Genomic DNA, 21,148 nt, shown 5'->3' on the forward strand with positions numbered 1-21,148 from the left:
TCCTTAAAATCTAGGTGCCTGACGCTTTATTAAGGCTGCCACTAGCTAACAAACTCTGAGAATGCTTACATGACTCAATCTGACGTTTCATCAACTGATCCTACCTCAAATGCCCCAGACACTGCTGCTAGCAATAAGCGCAGCTTAGCTGAGCTGACAGCCAGCTTACCGAGCTTATCTGAGGTGCTAAGCGAGTTAACCGAAGCCGAGTTGCAAGGCTATGCTGAAGCAGCTAAGTCTGCCATTGGCGAGATTGTTAACGGTGCAGATTTACAGCAAATGCGAGTGACACTTACCGGCAAAAAGAGTGCTTTAACCGGCTGGTCGAAGCAAATGGGTAAACTTGATGCCGATAGCAGAAAAACGCTAGGAGGCTGGTTGCATCAAGTAAGAACTCAGATTACTGATACCCTAAATGCGCAGCAACAAGTATTAGAAGAGGCGGCTCTTAACGCCAAGCTTGAAGCAGAACGTGTTGATATTACCTTACCAGCTCGTGGCCAACAAAAAGGTCAATTGCATCCGGTGACTATGACGGCTCAGCGCATGCAGCAATTCTTCATGCAAGCCGGCTTTAACGTGGCAACGGGTCCTGAAGTTGAAAGTGATTACTATAACTTTGAGGCGTTAAATATTCCGTCGCATCACCCTGCACGCGCTATGCATGACACCTTCTATTTTGATGCCCATTATTTATTACGTACCCATACCAGTCCGGTACAGATTCGTACCATGGAAGCGGGTGAGCCACCAATTCGTATTATCTGCCCGGGCCGTGTTTACCGTTGTGACTCGGATCAGACTCACTCTCCCATGTTCCATCAGCTAGAAGGGTTGATGGTGACTGAGCACACCACTTTTGCAGAGCTAAAAGGGCTGATTAACGAGTTTTTGGAAGCCTTCTTCGGTAAGCAGTTAACAGTGCGTTTTCGCCCTTCGTTCTTCCCCTTCACCGAGCCATCAGCAGAAGTAGATATCCTAGCAGATAATGGTAAATGGCTTGAGGTGATGGGCTGCGGTATGGTCCATCCTAAAGTATTGAGCAACTGTGGTATCGACTCTGAAAAATACACTGGCTTTGCTTTTGGTATGGGTATCGAGCGTTTTGCCATGCTTTATTATGGTATTGATGATTTGCGTTTGTTCTTCCAAAACGATGTGCGATTCTTACGCCAGTTTGGATAAGCCAAAACCGTTATTATTCAATCATACTCTACCAATAACAGACATAATAATTTGACAGCCTTTTGAGAATTCTATGAAAATTAGCGAACAATGGTTACGCGAGTGGGTAAACCCCAATAATGATACGCAGGCTCTAGCCGATCAACTGACTATGGCTGGCCTCGAAATTGATGATATTGAAGCCGTTGCTGCAGAGTTTAGTGGCGTGGTAGTGGGTGAGGTAATCAGTGTTGAGCCGCATCCAGACGCAGATAAGCTAAGAGTGACTCAAGTAAATATCAATGCCGATGCGCCACTACAGATTGTTTGTGGGGCGCCCAACGTTAAAGTCGGTATGCGTGCCCCTGTAGCAACTATCGGCGCTAAGCTGCCTACGGAAGATGGTAAAGGCTTTAAGATTAAGAAGAGCAAGCTGCGTGGTGTCGAGTCACAAGGCATGCTATGCGGCGCCTCAGAGATTGATTTACCAGACGTTGTAGATGGCTTACTAGAGCTGCCAGAAGATGCTCCTATTGGCGCTGATATCCGTGAGTACCTTGGATTAGATAATAAAGTGTTAGACATCTCTATCACCCCTAACCGAGGCGACTGCTTTAGTGTGCGCGGTATTGCTCGTGAAATAGGTGTCATTAATGGTCTACAAGTCACAGCGCCAGAGATCAGTGAGCAGCAAGGCGAAGTGGAAGCGACACAAGCGGTAACCGTTGATGCTGTTGAAGCTTGTCCCCGTTATTTAGTCCAGCCTATTTTGGACATTGATCGCAGTATTGAAACGCCAGATTGGATGCAAAAAGCTTTATTACAAAGTGGTCAGCGCTTGCATAACTTCTTAGTGGATGTGACCAACTATGTACTGTTAGAGTTAGGTCAGCCGTTACATGCCTTTGATGCTGATAAGCTGGTGGGCAGCATTCAGGTTCGTCTTGCTAAAGAAGGCGAAACCCTTGAGCTGCTAAACGAACAAACCATCACTTTCAAAGGTGATGAGTTGGTCATTGCCGATGACGAAGGGGCGTTGGCATTGGCCGGAATCATGGGCGGCATGCGCAGCAGTGTCACCGACAGCACTACCAATATTGTGTTAGAAAGTGCCTTCTTTGATCAGTTGGCCATAGCCGGCCGTGCCCGCCGCTTTGGACTGCATACCGATGCCTCACAACGTTTTGAGCGTGGGGTGGATTTTGAGCTGCCTAGGCAGGCTTTAAATCGTGCGGTTAACCTAATTAGCACTGTCGCCAACGGCAAAGCAGGCAATATTACTGTGGTTGAAAATCTTGATAAGCTGCCAAAAAGAGGCGCGGTTAAGCTACCTCTGCATAAAGTGTCAGAAGTAATTGGCATAGAGATTGAAAAACAGCGTATTATTGAAATATTGACCAAGCTTGAGATTGAAGTAGAAGAGCAACAACAAGATGGCGTAACGGTACTAAGCTGTTTGCCCCCAAGTCATCGTTTCGATATTGAAATCAAAGAAGATTTGATTGAAGAAATTGCGCGTATCTACGGCTATGATAATATTCCAAGCATTCTGCCTAACTTGGGCGTTGATATGCGTTACGATGATAGCGCAGACTTAACCCACCGCTTAAAGCTAGCCATGGTAGATGCCGGTTATATGGAAGCGATCAGCTTTAGTTTCAGCGATGAAAAAATGGAAAAGGCCTTAGATGATGCTAAGTTAGGCAATGTGTTAGCCTTGGCCAATCCTATTTCTGCAGATTTGGCAGTGATGCGCCGTACGTTGTTATCAAGCTTAATTCCTTGTGTTCAGTACAACTTGAATCGTCAGCAGCCTCGCGTCCGCTTCTTTGAAACGGGCCTAAGTTTCGTGGGGGCTACCATAGATGAGTTGGTACAAACCCCAAGCATAGCGATTGTGGCTACGGGAGAGGTTAATCCAGAGCAGGCACACAGCAACCGTGCTATGGACTTCTTTGATTTGAAGCGTGATGTGCAGCAGTTATTACCGGCAACTTTAGAAGAGTCACGCATAAGCTATCAGCGCAGTGAGATGGCATTTTTACACCCTGGCCAAAGCGCTGAGTTACTGATTGATGGCGAAGTAGTGGGCTGGTTGGGTCAATTGCACCCAACCGTGGCACAAAAGCTTGACCTACCTACGACTTGGGTAGCTCAATTGGCCTTAGCGCCTATCTTGGAAGAGGCTAGAGCGACTCAAAATATTGTTAGTCCTTCTAAGTTCCCACAGGTACGTCGTGATATTGCTTTATTAGTTGACGCAGAGATCCCGCGTCAGGCTTTATCGCAAACCATTCGTGAAGCGGGTGGTGAGCTGTTACAGCAGCACTGGTTATTTGACGTTTATCAAGGTGAACATACTGCAGAAGGCGTGCGTTCAGTAGCCTTTGCCTTAATTTGGCAAGATGCTACTCAGACCTTGTCTGATGAAGTTGTGAATCAAGCTATGCAGCGTGTCATTGATGCCTTACAAAGTCAACATGGGGCGCAGTTAAGAGACAGCTAACAGCCCGTCTTTGATTTAAAAAGCATTGTTTAATTTTGGAATACAGTTAACCCTATCAATTAGCGGTTAACTTATTTTAGGAGGGGGAGTGCCCCCTTCCTAAATTTTGCGTTGAAATTAATTGACGTATTAGGAGAAGGCCTGGCGAGTAGGAAGCTTAAAAGGCGTTTGTATTATAATAATTCTAGGTCTTTTTAGACCATTTCAAGAGTTTTACACGATAAGGAAGCCGTAATGACAGTAAAAAACTCAGAAACACAGACGTTAACCAAGGCGGATATTATTGATCATTTGGTTGGCAAATTTGGTTTTACAAGACAGCAAGGAAGGCTGTTAGTAGATTCATTCTTTGATGAGATTTATGATAATTTAGTCGAGGGTAGAGATGTTAAGCTTTCTGGCTTTGGCAATTTTATTTTAAAAGATAAAAAAAGCCGACCAGGACGCAATCCTAAGACAGGTGAGGAGGTGCAAATCTCCGCTCGTCGCGTGGTTACTTTTAAAGCGGGGCAAAAGCTACGTCGCCAAGTAGAGGATTATCAGCTTCAGTCTGAAGCTTAGCCTAGACATTAAAAATTAAAATAAGCCAATGATAGAGTAAGAGTCGGATAGCAGTACTCTTTATCAGTCATTGGTTTTTTTATGGCCATCAATTAATCAGCCGCACCTTAACAAACTCATTGTAGAAATAAAAAAAGAGAGCCAAAAGGCTCTCTTTTTTTGCACTATTGTTAGTAAATTCACTAGACAATAGATTTTTTATAGCTAAATTACTGAGCAGCAGCTTCAGTAGTAGCGTCAGCAGCAGCTTCGCCTTCAGCCATTGCTTCGTTAGCAGCAGCGTCAGTAGCATCAGTATCGATGTTGTTAGCTTCTTCAGCAGCTTCAGCATCACCAGCAGCAGCAGCAACTTCAGCTTCAGCAGCAGCGTCTTGAGCGTCAGCAACAACTTCTTGCTCAGCACCAACAGTTTCGCCTTCAGCTTCAGCTTGGTCTAACTGTACTTCTGCGTCTTTTAGCTCTTCTTGAGCGTCGTTGATGTCTTCAACAGCGTTTTCTTTGTTGCTGTCACAAGCTGTTAAACCCATAGTAGCTGCCATTAAGCCTGAAAGTGCAAGTAGCTTAAGTTTCATAATTTTCTCCAAGAAAGTGAAATATAACTGACACAACAATTTATAAAAAGTTACGCAGAAATAGAAAGTATTGCTGTCATTTAACTTTAAATAAATATAATTTTGCAGGGTCAGAATTCGTTAGCGATTATACATCACTAATATTACAAATTAAAGTAAATTTGGTTAAACATTATATTTAGATACAATTTTTAACGAAACTCACGGAAAAATTTTACCACTTTGTTTCAACTACCAAGCCCATAAATATACAAAACAGCTATTTATAAAATTGGCAGGTAAACTAAACTCTAACGTTATATGGCTGTATATAATATAGATTTAGTTGTAAAAAGCCACAAAATAATTTAGCTAAAAAGTGACTAAATGTAAATATAGGGGTGTTAAGGCAATAATTTATGGCCTAACTGTCCAATATCTGCTAATTATACTTTTTATTATAACGACGTGCATCAAATTATTATAATGATGAGCAGTAAAAGATTGTATATTTTCAAAAAAAGCGGTTTATATAATCGCTATTTATCTGATAATGGCTTAGAGACCGTCCTATGAGGGTTGACTTACTATGAGATTAACCTGTTTATTAGGGTAATTGGCAAAATTATAAGATAACCATAAGATAGCCATATAAAAACAGTTTATAGCTAGAAAAAATATTGGGGCTATTAGGAATATCCCCCTAACATTAAAGTAATGATTAAGGCGAAGGTCTATGAAATGGCGTGATAGAAGTGGTAGCTCAAACGTACGTATGAGTGGCGGTAAGGCTGCTGGTGGCGGTATCTTTGGTATTATTATTGGTCTGGTGTTATGGTTGGTGTTTGGGGTTAACCCAATGACTGCCTTCCAGACGGGTCAATCGATCACCGCGGGAAATAGCACCAGTACTCAGCCCTTGAATGACGAGAGCCGAGACTCTCAGTTTGTCGCTGTAGTATTGGCAGATACTGAAGCCGTTTGGCAAGAAATATTCCAAGAGATGGGCAGTAGTTATAGAGAGCCTCAACTGGTTTTATTTAATGGCCGAGTGAACTCAGCTTGTGGTAGTGCTACTTCAGCCACAGGTCCTTTTTATTGTCCAGCAGATCAGCAGGTTTATTTGGATACCTCGTTTTTTGCTGAAATGAGCAATAACTTAGGGATTGCTGGGGATCAACAAGGTTCAGGGGATGCTGAAAACCAAGGCAAAGCAGGTGACTTTGCCCAAGCTTATGTGATTGCTCATGAGGTGGGTCACCATGTACAGACTTTGTTAGGCACTTCTCAAAAAGTGAATGAAGCCCGTCGTCAGCTTAGTGAAACTCAAGGCAACCAACTTTCAGTACGTCAAGAGTTACAGGCGGACTGTTATGCTGGGGTTTGGGCCAACCGCAACCAACAGCGGGTTCAGTTCTTAGAAGAAGGGGATATTGAAGAGGCCTTGAATGCGGCCAGTCAAATTGGTGATGACCGATTAACTCAAGGGACTGTTATGCCAGATAATTTCACCCATGGTACCAGTGAGCAGCGTGTAAATTGGTTCACTCGTGGTCTTCAAAGTGGCGATATACGCAGTTGCGACACCTTCTCCGGAGCTATTTAAACAAATACTTTAGGGGCTGTTTAATTATAGACTGTGTAGATAGGTAGCCCATTGCTTTGCAATTTTTAATAATATTCTCTTTTATAAAATTAAAGTCCAACACAAAAAAAGAGCCTGCATTGCAGGCTCTTTTTTTTATTTAACTTTATATAGTCAACTAATTAATAGTAGGGACGACTATTAATTAGTGTTGTCAATTACATAACCACTGATACCACCAATAGCTGCACCAGTTGCGGCACCTTTAGCGATATCTTTACTGTTGCCTTTAGATTTAATTAGAGCACCAGCAACCGCGCCGGCAGTAGCACCTTTAGCAGTATTGTTCATGGTATTGTAGCCACCTGTAGAGTTACAGCCTGCTAAAAACAGGGCAGAGCTGGTCATGGTCGCTAGAGCAATAGATTTAGATAGTTTCATGGTGTCTTCCTTGTCAAAAGATAAACAAAAAATAAAAAGGGAGGAGAGCTTACCTGTTATAAGCAGACCTACTATAAGTATAAGCTGAAATACTATTATGCTTAAATACTATAAGGAAGGTTACTTAAATTTTGGTGAGTCACTGAGTATATAAACCCTATATTAGAACATTTGTAATATTTAAGTGTATTAAAATGACTGGGCTTTGCGTCTGATACGTAACGCTTGTTACACTGATGTGACAATGATGAAGAAAGGTTGCGGAAAAAGGGGCATAAAAAAAAGACCACTCGAAGGCAGTCTTTTATTTAAGCTTTTAATTACTTTTGATTAAGGACTAGTTTTGCGATTTACGTTTCATTTGATCGAAGAAATCATCATTCGTCTTAGATTCTTTTAAGCGATCTAGTAGGAATTCAGTGGCTTGAACCCCATCCATAGGCTGCAGTAGCTTACGTAGAATCCAAACCTTACGTAGCGTATCCTCATCTAACAAACGTTCTTCACGGCGGGTGCCCGATTTTTTGATGTTAATCGCTGGGAAGACTCTTTTTTCCGCCAAATCACGTTCAAGAGTGATTTCTTGGTTACCAGTACCTTTAAATTCTTCAAAAATAACGCTGTCCATTTTACTACCCGTATCAATCAGCGCCGTTGAGATAATGGTTAAACTGCCACCCTCTTCGATATTACGAGCCGCCCCAAAGAAGCGCTTAGGCTGGGCTAGGGCATTGGCATCCACACCACCGGTCAAGACTTTACCAGAGGAGGGAACCACGGTGTTGTATGCACGTGCCAGGCGGGTAATAGAGTCCAGTAAAATGACCACATCTTGTTTGTGCTCTACCAGACGTTTGGCTTTTTCGATTACCATTTCAGCCACTTGAACGTGACGCTGTGGCGGCTCATCGAAGGTTGAGGCAACCACTTCACCGCGCACAGTGCGCTGCATTTCGGTCACTTCTTCTGGGCGCTCATCGATAAGCAGCACAATCAGATAGCACTCTGGGTTATTGCGAGTAATGGACTGAGCAATAGTTTGTAATAAGACGGTTTTACCAGCTTTTGGCGGGGCGACGATAATAGAGCGTTGACCTTTACCGATGGGAGCAATCAAATCGATTACACGGCCCGTCAAGTCTTCGGTAGTGCCATTACCCATCTCAAGCTTTAATTGCTCAGTAGGGAATAGCGGGGTTAGGTTTTCAAAGATTAATTTGTGGCGTGAGCGATCTGGGGTATCAAAGTTAATTTCACCGACTTTAAGTAGGGCAAAATAACGTTCTGAATCTTTTGGTGGGCGAATAGTCCCGGCAATAGAGTCCCCAGTTTTTAGACTGAAACGTCTTATTTGGCTCGGGCTAACATAAATATCGTCAGGACCCGCTAAGTAAGAGCCTTCTGAAGAGCGAAGAAAGCCAAATCCATCAGGAAGGACTTCTAACACGCCATCACCATAAATGGCTTCCCCATTTTTGGCATGTTTTTTTAAGATAGCAAAAATGATGTCTTGTTTGCGACTACGCGCAAGGTTATCGAGCCCCATTTCTTTGGCAATATTTAGCAGATCAGCAACGGAGTTCTTTTTTAGTTCAGTGAGGTTCATAGAGGTTTCGTTTGATTGTTGTTGAGTCATAGTCAGCTGCCGTTACGCCTATTTAAATTAAGCATATGCAATAGGTTATAAAAGTGCCTGCGATCGTAAAATATCGCCACACGTTGATAGAGTTGGTGAAAAATAAAGATAGGAAAAAGAGTGCGTCATTAACATGAATAGTTCTTACTTAGCTCAATAAGATCTAATTTCCATTAGGTGTAAGTTTAGAGGCATTACTGCTTGTATTTATTGTTTCTAGCCAAAGCCACTGGTTAAATAACCGCCAGAAAAGTGAATAAAGATAAAGAAGGCTTTGCTATCTGTATTAAGCTTAAATAGGATTGATTAATCACTTGCGGGAGTAGACTGGATCAGCCCTTAGCTCTAACAAATGATTGGAGTAAGTTAATGTCTACATATTTTATGTCTATATATAAATATCGAGACTAGAAGGACTCAATAAGACAAACAAAATCTAGCAGATAATTTTTAAATAAATCTCTAAATAAGGGCCAAACCTATTTTTTAGTAATAATCGGTTATTGGATACAGATAGGATATACGGTAAAACTAGAAAGCGAGAAAAGATATTTTGGTTGTCAATATCTGGCATCAAATCATCAGTGATTAACTCTCAATAGGCGTGTCAGTTAGCTAATACGCAAGGGATAACAGAGGTATTAAGACAGGGATAATTGAGTGATGATTTTGTGCAGATAAGCATATATTCGCAACAAAAGCCCCTTAAGTAGGGGGGACTCTCTATTGAGATTCGCAAATTGACAATAGATATTCTCTAGGAATCAAACTATACGGTGTTTACCCGCGTCATGTCAATGGTTTTGTTGGCTTAAAATATATTTTAATGGCGATTTGGCTAAGATTAACCATTTGTATTAGCAAGGTTTATGGCAGGCTAGGGCAATTATCAATATGGGAACAATGTTGAGAATATCACCTACCTCTACTGCTTTTAGGCCCAAAAAAAAGCGGCTGTCAACGACAACCGCTTTCTAGGTGATTTATAACAACATCACCCTTTATCAACTAAAATAACCAGTTGATTAATTATAGGTGCTTATCTAATAAGGCAGCCAGATCAGCTTTAGGCTGTAAGCCCATAACCATATCTACTTTTTCGCCACCTTTAAATACCATTAAAGTTGGGATACTGCGGATACCAAAACGGCTAGCAGTTTCTGGGTTTTCATCCACATCAACTTTAACGACTTTTACTTTACCTTTGTAGTCTTCAGCAAGCTCTTCTAGTACTGGAGCAATGGCTTTACAAGGACCACACCAAGCTGCCCAAAAATCTACCAATACTGGCACATCAGACTGAGCCACATCTTGTTCGAAGTTTGAGTCGGTTGAGTTAACGATTAAATCTGACATAATTTATTCCTTTTATTGGTGTTAAAATCTTGGTAAATAAGTACAGACAAAAGCGGTGATTTTATAATTTACTGCTTTATATTAGCAATCCTCATTGCTGAGTTTTATAGAGTTATCGCTAAAAGCCGCCTAGCCTGAATCATGATGTCTATATTACCATTTATTGTCCCAAGTTATGTCTTTGCCCCGTTAAGTATGGTTAATAATTGGTATCAGTTGGATTGATGGTATACTTTGACGCCTTCTTATTGTGGCCTACTTCTTGAGACATTGTTATTTTTGAAGCTTTTGAGGCCTTGTTATTTGGTAAAAAAGCCACGAGGCTTATTTCTTTTTATTCTTAAATTTGTGACCTGTTATGGCAATATCGATCGAAACTGTAAACCAATTAAACCTAGAAGAAGCTGAACGTGATGAGCAGTTTTTTAAAGACTTTATGACGGAAGTTACCGTCTATGAAGATGAAGATTTGCTGTTGGTAGATAAGCCTGCGGGCTTGCTAAGTATTGATGGCAAAGATTTAAAGGTCAGCTTGCTTTCTCGTTTAGAGCGCGCCAATCCAGAAATTAAGCTGATTCATCGCTTAGATATGGACACCTCGGGACTGATGATATTTGGCAAAAACAAAGCAGCTCAGACCCACATTAGCAAACAGTTTATCGAGCGTATTCCCCAAAAAGAATATCAGGCGATTGTCGAAGGCACGTTGGCGGTACCGGGCAAAAAGGGCGAGATCGATATCCCAGTGCGTTATGAGCCGAGCATTAAACCCAAGCATGTTGCTGACCCTGAGTGGAAGAAACATGCTTTAACCCATTATGAAGTGCTACATCATGAGCTACGCAAAGGTAAGCCGGTTACTCGTGTCGCCTTACATCCAGTGACCGGACGTAGTCACCAATTGCGGGTACATATGGTGCATTTAGGCCATGTCATCATCGGTGATCCTATCTATGCGGAAGGGGAAGCGCTTGAGTTGTCACCAAGACTGAACTTACACGCCCATAAGCTGCGTCTCAAGCATCCTACTAGAAATACTTGGATGGCTTGGGAAAGCGCAGTCCCCTTTTAAAAGGTAGCTAGTTGAATAGTATATAGTTAAATAGTAGCTAGGATTAAGGGGTAGCTACGACTGGTTAGTTAGAGGTTTACTAATTTTTTGTTATTAAAAACTGCTAAAGTCTCAATTGAGGCTTTTAATAGTTTGTCACAAGTAGTATTTTATATAAGGATGTTATAACCCACTGATAACAAGGACCGTATCATGAGTATTATTCACTCAGTTTCTCACTTTAAATCGGCCCGTGACGCTGCCAAGCCCCTAGATAGGGTTGAGGATGTGCGTGCTGCGGCCGAAGATTTTCGCAAGACAATGCTTGCCAACCCAAAAGTTAAATTCTATAAGACTTTTGAGTTAATTCGCATTCCTTATCCCAGCAAGTATGGCTATCTTAATGCCTTTGCGCTGCCGACGCCTTATATTCATATCTGTAATAAGCTGTTTGTTATTCAGTTTGATAGCGAAGAGGGGTTAAAGACACTTTTGGTCAGCCCTTCTGACTGGGAACACCAAAGAGACACCCCTTATTTCTATCAGATGTCAGAAGACATGGGCATGTTCTCAAAGCCTGTCGAAAAAATGATTGTCAAAGAAAGCAATACCGTGCTGGAGGCTATAAAAAGCCTAGGATTGGCACCGGAAGATGTCGATTACATCACCTATGACCATCTACATACCCAGAATCTTACCCGTTGGCTTGGGGGAGCAGGACAAGCTGCGATATTCCCCAATGCCAAATTGTTGGTGATGAGAGAGGAGTGGGAGAGTACCCAAGCCTTACTGCCTTGGCAAAACCAATGGTATTGTCCTGACGGCATCGAGGGTATTGACGACAGCCGTATTGAATTGCTCGATGGGGATGTGTTGTTAGGCGATGGCTCAGTAGCGCTGATGCGCACCAAAGGTCATACCGAAGGCAATCACTCTATTGTTGCCCATACTGATCAAGGTCTGTTGGTTACCTCAGAAAACGGGGTAAGTATGGACTCATATGCACCGCAACATTCCCAAATTAAAGGCCTAGCCCGTTACGCTGAATTGACGCAGTCTGAGGTGGTGATGAATGGCAATACCTTGGAGTTTGGGGTAGACCAATATCTGTCCATGATTCAAGAAAAAACTGTGGCAGGACCTTATCCAAAAGATGAGCGCTTCTTTAATATGGCCCTGTCTTCTGAGTCAGCCGGATACTACTTATTCCCAGGGACCACACCGACTGCACGGATGGGCGAGTTAGAGTTTGGGACCTTCACCCCAAAAACTGAAACCAATAGCAAGCGAGGTGGCCTGTGGCGCAAACTTATATCGTAACCGGGGCTGCCTCAGGGATTGGTCTGGCTTTATGTCAGCGTTTACTCGATCAAGGGCAGCAAGTCTGTGCTTGTGATATTGATTATGAGGCTTTAAAAAGCCACTATACTGAGCATAAGCTGGTTGATGACGGCGGCACCTTAATGTTGTATCCGCTTGATGTACGGCGTGTTGAGCAGTGGCAACAGTTAATAAGTAAGGTATTAACCCAGTGGTCAAGCATCGATGTTATGTGTAATGTGGCGGGCGTGTTGAAAGACAATTGGGTGACAGATATTGTCATTCCAGATGAAGTGGATTTCCACTTTGACATCAATGTAAAGGGCACCATTTACGGAACTCAAAGCGTCATAGAGCCGATGCGCAACCAGGGCAAAGGACATATTATTAATGTGGCTTCTATGGCCGCCTTGTCACCGGTTCCAGGTCTGTCTTTATATAGCGCCAGTAAGTATGCGGTACGCTCTTATTCATTGGCAGCCGGTATAGAGTTGGCACCGTATGGTATTGCAGTAACCACAATTTGTCCTGATGCGGTTCAAACCCCCATGCTTGATCAGCAAAAAGACAAGGAACAAGCGGCCTTAACCTTCTCTGGTAACCGTACTTTAACGGTCGATGAGGTGGTAGACGCGATATTAGGGACCGCATTAAAAAGCAGTCCTATGGAAATAATGCTGCCCCAAAGCCGCGGCGTAGTGGCTAAGTTTGCCAATATTTTTCCGCAAACCTCAGGACGCTTCATCGATATCTTCCAGAAGCAAGGCATTAAGCGTCAGGCCAAAAGTAGATAACCATATAGTCTTATTGTGATAGTTACTAAAAAGCGATCATTATAAAAAGCTATCGTCATAAAAAAGCAGCCCCAGAACTGGGGCTGCTTTTTTGGTTGTTAGACTTAGTTTGAATTTTAGAGCTAGTTTATTGAATTATTTACCATAAACTTTTAAACGGCTGTCGATTGGTGCAAACTCTTTGTCGCCTGCTTTTTGCTCAATACCACCGAATACCATCTGCGCAGTAAGTTTCCAGCTAGGGTCAATGTTCCAAGTTTTGGCCACTTCTTCATCGATTACTGGGTTGTAATGCTGTAAGTTTGCCCCGATGTCTAGGCTGGCTAAGGCGGTCCAAATGACATACTGATGCATGGCACTGGTATGCTCTGACCAAACTGGGAAACGGTCAGCATATAAGGCAAAGTTTTCTTGCAAGTTTTTCACAACATTTTGGTCTTCAAAGAAAAGCACCGTACCTGCACCAGCTTTAAAACCATTTAACTTCTGTTCCGTGCTTTTAAATTTCTCGTCATCATTTACGATCTTACGTAGCGTGTCTTCAGTGATTTGCCATAGTTTTTTATGGTCTTCCCCGAATAAAACCACCAAACGAGTGGATTGAGAGTTAAAAGAAGAAGGGGTATGCAAGATAGCATGCTCTACCAGAGCCACAACTTGGTCTTTGTCTACCGGTAGCTGATCATTTAGAGCATAGATTGAACGACGGGCTTCAGCCAGTGTTTGTAAATTTTGTAAGTTTGACATAATTATTCTCCGATATATTTATAGGGATGGGGTTAAAACATTAAGGTTTAATTACTGTCAGTAGTTGCTCCTTTTTAAAGCTTTTTTAATAAGACTTTTTTAGGACTACTGTGCTCAGTTAAGGTCTGTGCCTTGCTTAATATTTTGATGAATTAATTGGGATTAATTATAAAATATTAGACCTAAACTGCCATGTAATTTATGTAAAAATTATTTAACAATAGCTATTTATAGTGAATTTAGGTTACACAATCAGCCTTTAAAACCTTCTGGTAACGTGGGTGCTTCTAATCTTTTTAATTCAGAATCGACCTCACCAAAACGAGGGTGATGATTGTTCCAGTCGATAATGGCTTGCTCTATATCTTGTTTATTGTCAGCGACAAAGTTCCACCACAGCAGTACCTTTTGATTTAGAGGCTCGCCGCCGAGTAGCATAAAGCGGGCACTTTTGTGGCCTTTAACATTAATAACGGTCTTTTGACTAACGTCATCAAAGCGAATCAGCTGATTTTGTTCGTACTTTTTGCCCTGGTACTCGACGCCATCAACGACCATTAAGATTCCGTACTCAAAGCCTGGCTCTAGCACCAAAGATACTTCGGTATCTTCAACCAAATGCACATCCAAGCCAATAAGTTTGCTGTACTGAATAGTTGGAGCGCTATAGCTTTCTCCTTCAGGGGTGGTGTAATCCCCTGTGGTCAACACATATTCAGCGCCTTGCTCTTTCCAGCTTGGCAGCTCAGGGTAGTGATGAAAATTTCGCTCTATTTTTTGATCCAGAGGTAGCGCAATCCACAGTTGCACCATATTCATACCCCGCCAAGCCTCTGCAGAGCCACCTGTATCAGGGAACACACTCTGTTCGGTGTGGCTAATGCCTTGATCGTTACCGGTACCAGCAGTCATCACGTTCACTTGGTTTTTGGTAATGACTTTCTCGTTCCCTAGGCTGTCTTTATGAAGCACCTCTCCCTCAATCATCCAGCTGAAAGTTTGCAAATTAATATGCGGGTGTCTACCCACTTGCATACCTTCTTCCTCATCGCCAAATTCGGCAGGGCCTGCGTGATCCATAAAGCACCAAGCGCCAATAGGCTCTTTTCCTTTATTGGGTAAAAAGCGAGCGATAGGAATACCGCCAACATCTGCCAAACGAGGGTCTAATATTTCAGTTTTCATAAAGCACCTATCATTTTTATTAAGGGGGTAAGGGCTAGCAGTTAACGATTATGTGGCATATTCATGGTGTAAATCTTACGCATCGTCAATCTCGTAAGGGCGTAATAATCAGCAAAACCAAAGTTATGGTTTCTTTTTATCCGACCCCTTTGAGCACTATCAGGTATTAGCCACTTGATCTATTGTTTTCATAACTTATCCTTATTTCACTATTAAGACAAACAATAAAAAATTAATAAAATAGGATAGATATTTAACATGACTACATAATAATGGTTATAATTATTATTGCAAGTAGTGCTGATAACCGTTTATTGTTTGTTCGCAACACTCTAAAAACCACCCTTAAATTTAATCAATTGGATTAGCGCAAATTAACTAAAAATAAGAGTGAAGTCTCTTTTAGAAGATGCAGCAGCAAAAAATCTACGCGTTAAACCCATTTGTCCTTTCGTTAAGTCTTATATTGATAAGCATCCTGAGTACCAAGATAACTCTGTATTTCATAAGGCAGCGCCATAATAACGGTAGTTAGTTATAGGTTATATATAGGCTGGGTGATTTAACTAACCCAGCCGCTAACTTAGACTTTTATGCTGTGTATCGACCTATAAACCGTGTGTTGTAGGCTGTGTCTGGTTACGCGCATCGATTGAATAAGCGCCTGGGCCATGAGCCACAATCATTAAGAAGCCACCTGCCATCGCTAAGTTTTTCATAAAGTTCATCATTTGATTTTGGTCCCCAAAGTCAGCGTGGAAGATAAGGGCGGAAACGATACTAAATCCGGCCATTAAGAAAGCGACCAAACGTGTTTTAAAGCCAACCAAAATGGCTAAACCCCCAAAGACTTCTAACAGGATAACCAGAGGCAGTATGAAGCCCGGTACGCCCATGGATTCCATATAGCCTTGAGTGGCCGCATAACCGGTGATTTTGCCAATACCTGAAAAGATAAAGATGGCTACTAATAAAAAACGACCCAATAGGGCGCTGGCATTGTTTACTGAAGTGTTCATAACAATTCCTTAAATATAAAATAATTTTGTTTACAGTTGCTAAGTAATGAAGCCATTATAATTGTTGATTTTATTTCAATAAACATCAATAATTGCAAATGATAGTTCTTTTTATAAGAACAATAGAGTCGTAATAAAGACACAGGGGAGAGGTTATGGGACAGTTCGAAGACATGGCAATGTTTATCAAGGTGGTTGATTCTGGAAGCATTACCAATGCAGCTGACCAACTTAATATCGCAAAATCTGCAGTAAGTAGACGCTTAAAAGAGTTAGAGACGCGTTTGAATACCCAGTTAATTAGCCGCACGACCCGCAATTCGACTCTGACAGAAGCGGGTCAGAAGTATTATCAAGAGGCCTGTAGTATTCTCAGCGAGGTGGATCTGTTAAATGAGCAAATCAGTGGTCTGTCCTCTCAGCTAGAAGGCAAGATGAGACTGACCGCTCCTTTGTCTTTTGGATTAATGCATTTAGATGAAATCATTCATAACTTTGCTCAGCAGCACCCCCAGTTAAGCTTTGAACTCGACTTTTCTGACCGGCACATTGACTTAGTGGAGGAAGGCTATGAGTTGGCCATCCGTATTGGTGAGCTGAAAGACTCCTCTTATCAGGCCAAGCGACTGACGGTGATTCGGCGGGTGCTTTGTGCCAGTCCTGAATACCTGAAACAGGCCGGCGTGCCTGACAGTGTAGAGGCATTAAAACAGCACGCCTTTTTACAGTATGGATTAACCAATAAGCAAGGCGAATTAGAGGTGATCGACCCTACAGGAAAAAAACATAGGGTAGAGATGACGTCAAGGTTTAAAGCCAATAATGGCAACTTCTTACTAGATATGGCCATTAAAGGGCATGGTATTGCGTTTACTCCGACATTTATTGCTTATCAAAGTCTGGCAAAAGGGGAGCTGGTTCCGATTATGGAAGACCATCAGTTTCCCACCTTAAATGCGTATGCGGTGTACCCAAAAAATAGATTTTTATCACAGCGTTGCCGGTTATTAATTGACTATATTATTGAGCAAATTGGGGATGAGCCTTACTGGGACAATGTTTAAAATATTTGCTAAAGCTTATCTGAGATGAGTAAATAAAAAATAGCCCCTTATCAAGATGGTAAGGGGCTATTGCTATTAATGGGCTTTGAAACCCATTTATTAAGGCTGTTATTTACTTAGCGAGTCGCTGATGTCCTTGATGTCATGTAAGATTTTAACAATCTCAGCTTGGGTGAAGTATCTTGGCACTGAATAAGTGTCTCTCACTTCTACGGCTGCTGCTTTAGCAATCTTTATGAAGTCAGCTTCATTGATGCCTTTTACGCTACGATCAATATTGGTCTCTTCGATTAAAGCTCTGACTTGAGCGATTAAATAATCTGCCAGTTTACCGTCATCAGCTTTAGATTGAGCGGTATCTACCACCCCAGCTTTTTTAGCCAAAGTAGCCAGTCTGTGTTCACAAACATCCCGGTTGGCATCTAGGATGTGCGGTAGAACAATGGCGTTGGCGCGACCGTGAGGAATGCTATAAAAGGCACCTAACTGGTGAGCAATGGCATGCACGTAGCCTAAACCGGCTTTATTAAAAGAAATACCGCCATAATGGGCAGCAATACCCATCTCTTCTCGGGCTTTTAAGTTTTCGCCGTCTTTATAGGCCACGGGTAAATACTGAAATACAGTGCGGGTTGCAGAAGCCGCGTAATAGTCAGTTTCACTACTGGCATTAACGCTCATCCAGGCCTCTAAAGCGTGGGTTAGCACATCAATACCGGTATCAGCAGTAATATGTGGTGGCATACCTTTCATGATGACCGGATCAATGGCAGCCGCTCGCGGCACCATTCTTGGGTCAATAGATAGAGATTTTTGATGTGTCTTGTCATCAGAAACCACCGCCCCTAGCGTAGCCTCAGAGCCCGTCCCTGCTGTGGTAGGGATACAGTAAAGGGGCATCATTTTCCCGGCTTTAAGTAGTCCCATTAGTTTTTGTGGTTTCCGCTTGCTGGCCTGACTCATGGCAATAATTTTTGCCGCATCAATCACCGACCCCCCACCTAATGCTAAGATGGCGTCGCAGTTATTATCTACTGAGTGCTTGATACCGGCCTCAACCACGCTAAAAGTGGGGTCTGGGGTAATGCCATCGTATAGATGAAAACCAATTCCCTTTTGTTGTAGGTAGTCGGTTATTTTATCAGGGATCCCTAGCTGATTTAGAACAGAGTCGGTGACGATTAAAATTTTAGTCGCCCCTTCGTTGATCATCATATCGCACAGCTCAAAGCAGGACTGATCACCAATAAATAGCTGAGGTCTAGGAATAGGAACCACTAAGGCGAAGGCATGCAAGGCTTTGGCGCGAGTTTTAGCGACGGCCAGATAACCAGCATGATTCAATTTTTTGGGAGTGAAAGCGTGTTGTAAAGTGGCAACTGCCTTGCTAACTGGCATACAAAAATCCTTTTCATATTGCTAAATGTAAGAGTAATAACAGTATAGATATAGTAAACAGGTTGCAAGCATTAAGGAAATAAATTGTAGGTAAAAGAGCGTGACTATAGCGTCTAACTTTGAAGTAACAAAGTTAAAGAGCGGTAAAAACCAGGCATTAAATACGGTTAGAAATTATTTTGCCGTTATATCAGGCAGATAAGAGGATATATGGATTTAGAGAGCGGAGATAAACACAAAAGAGGTAAAACAGAAGAGATAAAAATAATGGCGGTGAAGGAGGGATTCGAACCCTCGATACGCTATTAACGTATACACACTTTCCAGGCGTGCGCTTTCGACCACTCAGCCACTTCACCGTTTTGAAGCCCCATAGTATACCTAAACCCAAAACAATTGTCATCTTTGATGGGTTTAATTCGAAACTAATAACAAATAACTTTCTTGGACGTCATATACTGACGCTTAATGTGGTTAAAAACTTTACAGGGTCTACCTTGGTTGCTAGCATAGCCTACCTTTGGGTAAGCAGTAACCGAAAGACAGCGGTTACCATAAAATAGTAGGATTCGGTGGGGTTAACTAGAGGCGATAAAAGTGGGAAACAAAACAGGCCAAATACAGATAAAAAATCGGCCAGAAAGGAGAGAGGGCAATACAGCTGTCTTGAAAGTAGACTCAAGAGAAGTCAGTCTCTATCGACTGTCTGGACAGATTATCACGAAGTTGATAATAATTGTGAGCTTGATGTTTTCAATATCAGCTTGGGCCACAGACTTTAAAGACTGTGGTCAGAACTTTTATCAAGCTCAGGCACCAGATTACTTAGATCAAAAAATACTGAATAAAAGCGTCCCTTTATGCTTTAATGGATTTGCCACCTTATATTCAGGTCTGTCGAGAACGCCATTATGGTCAGCAGAGTATTTAACCCGTGAGCGCCTGTATCAAGCCGAAGACTTGCCACGTGAGGACAGTTTCCACAGTGAAAGTCGGTTGCCAAGTGCCATGCGGGCTCAGCTTTCTGATTACAAAGGCTCAGGCTATGATCGAGGACACTTAGCCCCTAATGGGGACATGGCCAATGTCAATCAACAATATGACAGCTTTAGTCTGGCCAATATTATTCCTCAGAGTCCGGAAAACAACCGTTATCTCTGGAGAAATATTGAGTCGGTCACCCGTTACTTAACCAAAAAGCATGGGGAGGCCTATGTCATTACTGGAGTGGTGTTTAGTGGCAAAAAGCTAACCCAATTAAACAACCGCGTATTAATACCGACCCATATTTTTAAAGCGGTCTATATCCCTGCCACAGGCCAGGCTGGTGTCTACTATGCGCCCAATGACGAGACACAGCGGGTTGAGATAATTAGTGTTGATGAGCTAGCCCTACGCTCTAATATTGATGTTTTTCCTGGTATCGAAGCCACAGCAAAGTCGACAGCGATGCCGTTACCGGTCAAGGTGGGAGATATTGCCGATAGAGAAAAACAAACAAAGCCGCCTGAGGATGAGCCACTGTGGTATTTGATATTAATTGAGATTTTACGCTGGTTTGTCGATAATTTTCTGAAAAAATAAGGGCTTGACCCTAAATCCTGTGGGTTGGTTAATGGAGATTGGCAAGGCGAAGTAATGCTTTGATAACAACCTAATTCATGATAAAAGTAAGCACTGATACCCCATCTAAATAGGTTAAATAGACCAAAGGAGTGAGTCGCTATGACGCAATCTACTGAAAATAGTGCAGAACAAGAAACGTTGAATGCTGCACCATTTGCTTTCAAACCCTATGAGAATGATCATCAAAGTCTACAAATCGGTGAGCTGGTCTTTGAGAACCAAACTGATAGAGTTATTGCTTATGGTGATATTGAGATTACTAAAAATGAGCAGGGGCTGAGCGAAGCATTAAAGCTACAACAGCTATTTAATCTTATTGTTGCCGAGCTGCAGTCTGCTAAGCAAGCAGGTGATTTTACAGAAAATTCTAATAAACAAGGCTTATTAGATAACCAAGACTCATTCAGTAAGGAAGTAGACAATCCTTTTTCATAACTATAACCGTTAAAAAATAGAAGGGTAATAATTAATTGATTTAAAACTTTTTTTTTAATGATTAATGGTTATAATTAACTATACCTTTCAGGGTAGTTTAATAAAAAAACGTCTTGACCGAATCAAATTCAGTGTCTAAGATATCTCAATCACGAAGCAATAATAGTAAGTAGTGGTTTTCCATATTTGAACTCCAAGTCAATTAGGTTACTGCAAAAACTAACTTTGAATATTTTTTCGAAAGGAATCGTAGTATGAAACTTTTAAATCAATCAGTATTAGCACTTTCAGCTTTAGGTCTTGCTACAGTAGCTATGGCTGCTGATCCATTAGCCAATACCACTTGGCAAACTTATGACAATGGCGAACCAAAAGCACTTGTTAAAATCACAGAATCTGGCGGTGTGTTAACTGGTAAGATTATCTCTACCAACCGTCCTGAAGGCAAGAAGTTCGTAGGCCGTACTGTGATGTCAGGTCTAAAAGCTGACGGTGGTGGCAAATATAGCGGTGGTCAAATCACTGACCCAGAAAACGATAAAACGTATCGTTTAACTGCTGAGCTAAAAGGTAGTGATTTAAAACTAAAAGGCCACTTAGGTCCATTCTCACGTAGCCAAACGTGGAAGAAAAAATAATTTAGCCAAGTTAATTAGCTAAATTAAGAAAGAAGCCAGATAGTGATATCTGGCTTTTTTTGTGGCTGTTT

The 21,148-nt window shown here is 42.0% G+C and carries 20 protein-coding genes and 1 tRNA gene; 12 read left to right on the forward strand and 9 right to left on the reverse strand.

Going from position 1 to position 21,148, the window contains the following annotated elements; translation table 11 throughout:
* The first annotated feature begins 69 nt into the window (after window positions 1-69).
* From pheS to B3S92_RS07570, 3 genes are all read left to right on the forward strand, one after another.
* Window positions 70-1,185, forward strand: coding sequence for a phenylalanine--tRNA ligase subunit alpha (gene pheS / locus B3S92_RS07560; protein WP_296204489.1), 1,116 nt, complete (start codon window positions 70-72; stop codon window positions 1,183-1,185).
* Window positions 1,186-1,258: 73 nt separating this feature from the next.
* A complete protein-coding gene (gene pheT / locus B3S92_RS07565; protein WP_296204491.1) occupies window positions 1,259-3,670 on the forward strand; it encodes a phenylalanine--tRNA ligase subunit beta in 2,412 nt (803 codons plus the stop codon).
* A 234-nt stretch (window positions 3,671-3,904) separates the two neighbouring features.
* The gene (locus B3S92_RS07570; RefSeq protein WP_296204493.1) at window positions 3,905-4,231 is read left to right on the forward strand and encodes an integration host factor subunit alpha; all 327 of its coding nucleotides are present in this window, start codon (window positions 3,905-3,907) and stop codon (window positions 4,229-4,231) included.
* 209 nt (window positions 4,232-4,440) lie between these two features.
* Here the strand turns inward: B3S92_RS07570 and B3S92_RS07575 are convergent, their stop codons facing one another.
* Window positions 4,441-4,803: a hypothetical protein gene (locus tag B3S92_RS07575; protein WP_296204495.1), complete on the reverse strand. Its 363-nt coding sequence runs from the start codon at window positions 4,801-4,803 to the stop codon at window positions 4,441-4,443.
* A 715-nt stretch (window positions 4,804-5,518) separates the two neighbouring features.
* On the opposite strand from B3S92_RS07575, the gene ypfJ reads away from it, so the two are divergent.
* On the forward strand, window positions 5,519-6,388 hold the full coding sequence (gene ypfJ, locus B3S92_RS07580) for a KPN_02809 family neutral zinc metallopeptidase (RefSeq protein ID WP_296204497.1): 870 nt from the start codon (window positions 5,519-5,521) through the stop codon (window positions 6,386-6,388).
* Window positions 6,389-6,568: 180 nt separating this feature from the next.
* Here the strand turns inward: ypfJ and B3S92_RS07585 are convergent, their stop codons facing one another.
* The 3 genes from B3S92_RS07585 to trxA all read right to left on the reverse strand — a co-directional run bounded on the left by B3S92_RS07585 (window position 6,569) and on the right by trxA (window position 9,800).
* A complete protein-coding gene (locus tag B3S92_RS07585; protein ID WP_296204499.1) occupies window positions 6,569-6,808 on the reverse strand; it encodes a glycine zipper family protein in 240 nt (79 codons plus the stop codon).
* A 337-nt stretch (window positions 6,809-7,145) separates the two neighbouring features.
* On the reverse strand, window positions 7,146-8,414 hold the full coding sequence (gene rho, locus B3S92_RS07590) for a transcription termination factor Rho (RefSeq protein WP_296204606.1): 1,269 nt from the start codon (window positions 8,412-8,414) through the stop codon (window positions 7,146-7,148).
* Window positions 8,415-9,473: 1,059 nt separating this feature from the next.
* Entirely contained in the window at window positions 9,474-9,800 is a 327-nt protein-coding gene (trxA, locus tag B3S92_RS07595) for a thioredoxin (protein ID WP_077452036.1), read from the reverse strand.
* Window positions 9,801-10,158: 358 nt separating this feature from the next.
* On the opposite strand from trxA, the gene B3S92_RS07600 reads away from it, so the two are divergent.
* The 3 genes from B3S92_RS07600 (at window position 10,159) to B3S92_RS07610 (ending at window position 12,965) form a co-directional block, all read left to right on the forward strand.
* Window positions 10,159-10,872 (forward strand): RluA family pseudouridine synthase, encoded by a 714-nt coding sequence (locus tag B3S92_RS07600; RefSeq protein ID WP_296204506.1) that lies wholly within the window; start codon window positions 10,159-10,161, stop codon window positions 10,870-10,872.
* 192 nt (window positions 10,873-11,064) lie between these two features.
* Entirely contained in the window at window positions 11,065-12,171 is a 1,107-nt protein-coding gene (locus tag B3S92_RS07605; protein WP_296204509.1) for a hypothetical protein, read from the forward strand.
* Window positions 12,150-12,965, forward strand: a complete 816-nt coding sequence (locus B3S92_RS07610) for an SDR family NAD(P)-dependent oxidoreductase (protein WP_296204512.1) — start codon at window positions 12,150-12,152, stop codon at window positions 12,963-12,965. The genes B3S92_RS07605 and B3S92_RS07610 overlap by 22 nt, the downstream gene beginning before the upstream one ends.
* Before the next feature lie 135 nt (window positions 12,966-13,100).
* Here the strand turns inward: B3S92_RS07610 and B3S92_RS07615 are convergent, their stop codons facing one another.
* Both B3S92_RS07615 and B3S92_RS07620 read right to left on the reverse strand, forming a co-directional pair.
* Complete coding sequence (locus B3S92_RS07615; RefSeq protein ID WP_296204514.1) at window positions 13,101-13,712, reverse strand: nitroreductase family protein; 612 nt, start codon at window positions 13,710-13,712, stop codon at window positions 13,101-13,103.
* Between the two features lie 252 nt (window positions 13,713-13,964).
* Complete coding sequence (locus B3S92_RS07620) at window positions 13,965-14,897, reverse strand: pirin family protein (protein ID WP_296204522.1); 933 nt, start codon at window positions 14,895-14,897, stop codon at window positions 13,965-13,967.
* 390 nt (window positions 14,898-15,287) lie between these two features.
* Here B3S92_RS07620 and B3S92_RS07625 point away from each other — a divergent pair, with 390 nt between their 5' ends.
* Complete coding sequence (locus B3S92_RS07625; protein ID WP_296204524.1) at window positions 15,288-15,419, forward strand: GNAT family N-acetyltransferase; 132 nt, start codon at window positions 15,288-15,290, stop codon at window positions 15,417-15,419.
* Between the two features lie 86 nt (window positions 15,420-15,505).
* Here B3S92_RS07625 and B3S92_RS07630 read toward each other — a convergent pair whose 3' ends face one another.
* A complete protein-coding gene (locus tag B3S92_RS07630; protein ID WP_296204527.1) occupies window positions 15,506-15,916 on the reverse strand; it encodes a DoxX family protein in 411 nt (136 codons plus the stop codon).
* Between the two features lie 155 nt (window positions 15,917-16,071).
* Between B3S92_RS07630 and B3S92_RS07635 the strand changes: the two genes are divergently transcribed.
* Complete coding sequence (locus B3S92_RS07635; RefSeq protein ID WP_296204530.1) at window positions 16,072-16,980, forward strand: LysR family transcriptional regulator; 909 nt, start codon at window positions 16,072-16,074, stop codon at window positions 16,978-16,980.
* Between the two features lie 108 nt (window positions 16,981-17,088).
* On the opposite strand, the gene B3S92_RS07640 is transcribed toward B3S92_RS07635, so the two are convergent.
* Window positions 17,089-18,378, reverse strand: a complete 1,290-nt coding sequence (locus B3S92_RS07640; RefSeq protein ID WP_077451668.1) for an iron-containing alcohol dehydrogenase — start codon at window positions 18,376-18,378, stop codon at window positions 17,089-17,091.
* 268 nt (window positions 18,379-18,646) lie between these two features.
* Window positions 18,647-18,737 (reverse strand) — tRNA-Ser (locus tag B3S92_RS07645).
* A 388-nt stretch (window positions 18,738-19,125) separates the two neighbouring features.
* On the opposite strand from B3S92_RS07645, the gene B3S92_RS07650 reads away from it, so the two are divergent.
* The 3 genes from B3S92_RS07650 to B3S92_RS07660 all read left to right on the forward strand — a co-directional run bounded on the left by B3S92_RS07650 (window position 19,126) and on the right by B3S92_RS07660 (window position 21,077).
* Window positions 19,126-19,962 carry a DNA/RNA non-specific endonuclease gene (locus B3S92_RS07650; RefSeq protein WP_296204535.1) on the forward strand — a complete coding sequence of 279 codons (837 nt, stop codon included), beginning with the start codon at window positions 19,126-19,128 and terminating at the stop codon, window positions 19,960-19,962.
* 141 nt (window positions 19,963-20,103) lie between these two features.
* Window positions 20,104-20,439, forward strand: a complete 336-nt coding sequence (locus B3S92_RS07655; protein ID WP_296204538.1) for a hypothetical protein — start codon at window positions 20,104-20,106, stop codon at window positions 20,437-20,439.
* Between the two features lie 254 nt (window positions 20,440-20,693).
* Complete coding sequence (locus B3S92_RS07660; RefSeq protein ID WP_296204540.1) at window positions 20,694-21,077, forward strand: DUF2147 domain-containing protein; 384 nt, start codon at window positions 20,694-20,696, stop codon at window positions 21,075-21,077.
* Window positions 21,078-21,148: the final 71 nt, after the last annotated feature.

This window comes from Psychrobacter sp. UBA3962 (genome assembly GCF_002385225.1).
Taxonomy (GTDB): domain Bacteria; phylum Pseudomonadota; class Gammaproteobacteria; order Pseudomonadales; family Moraxellaceae; genus Psychrobacter.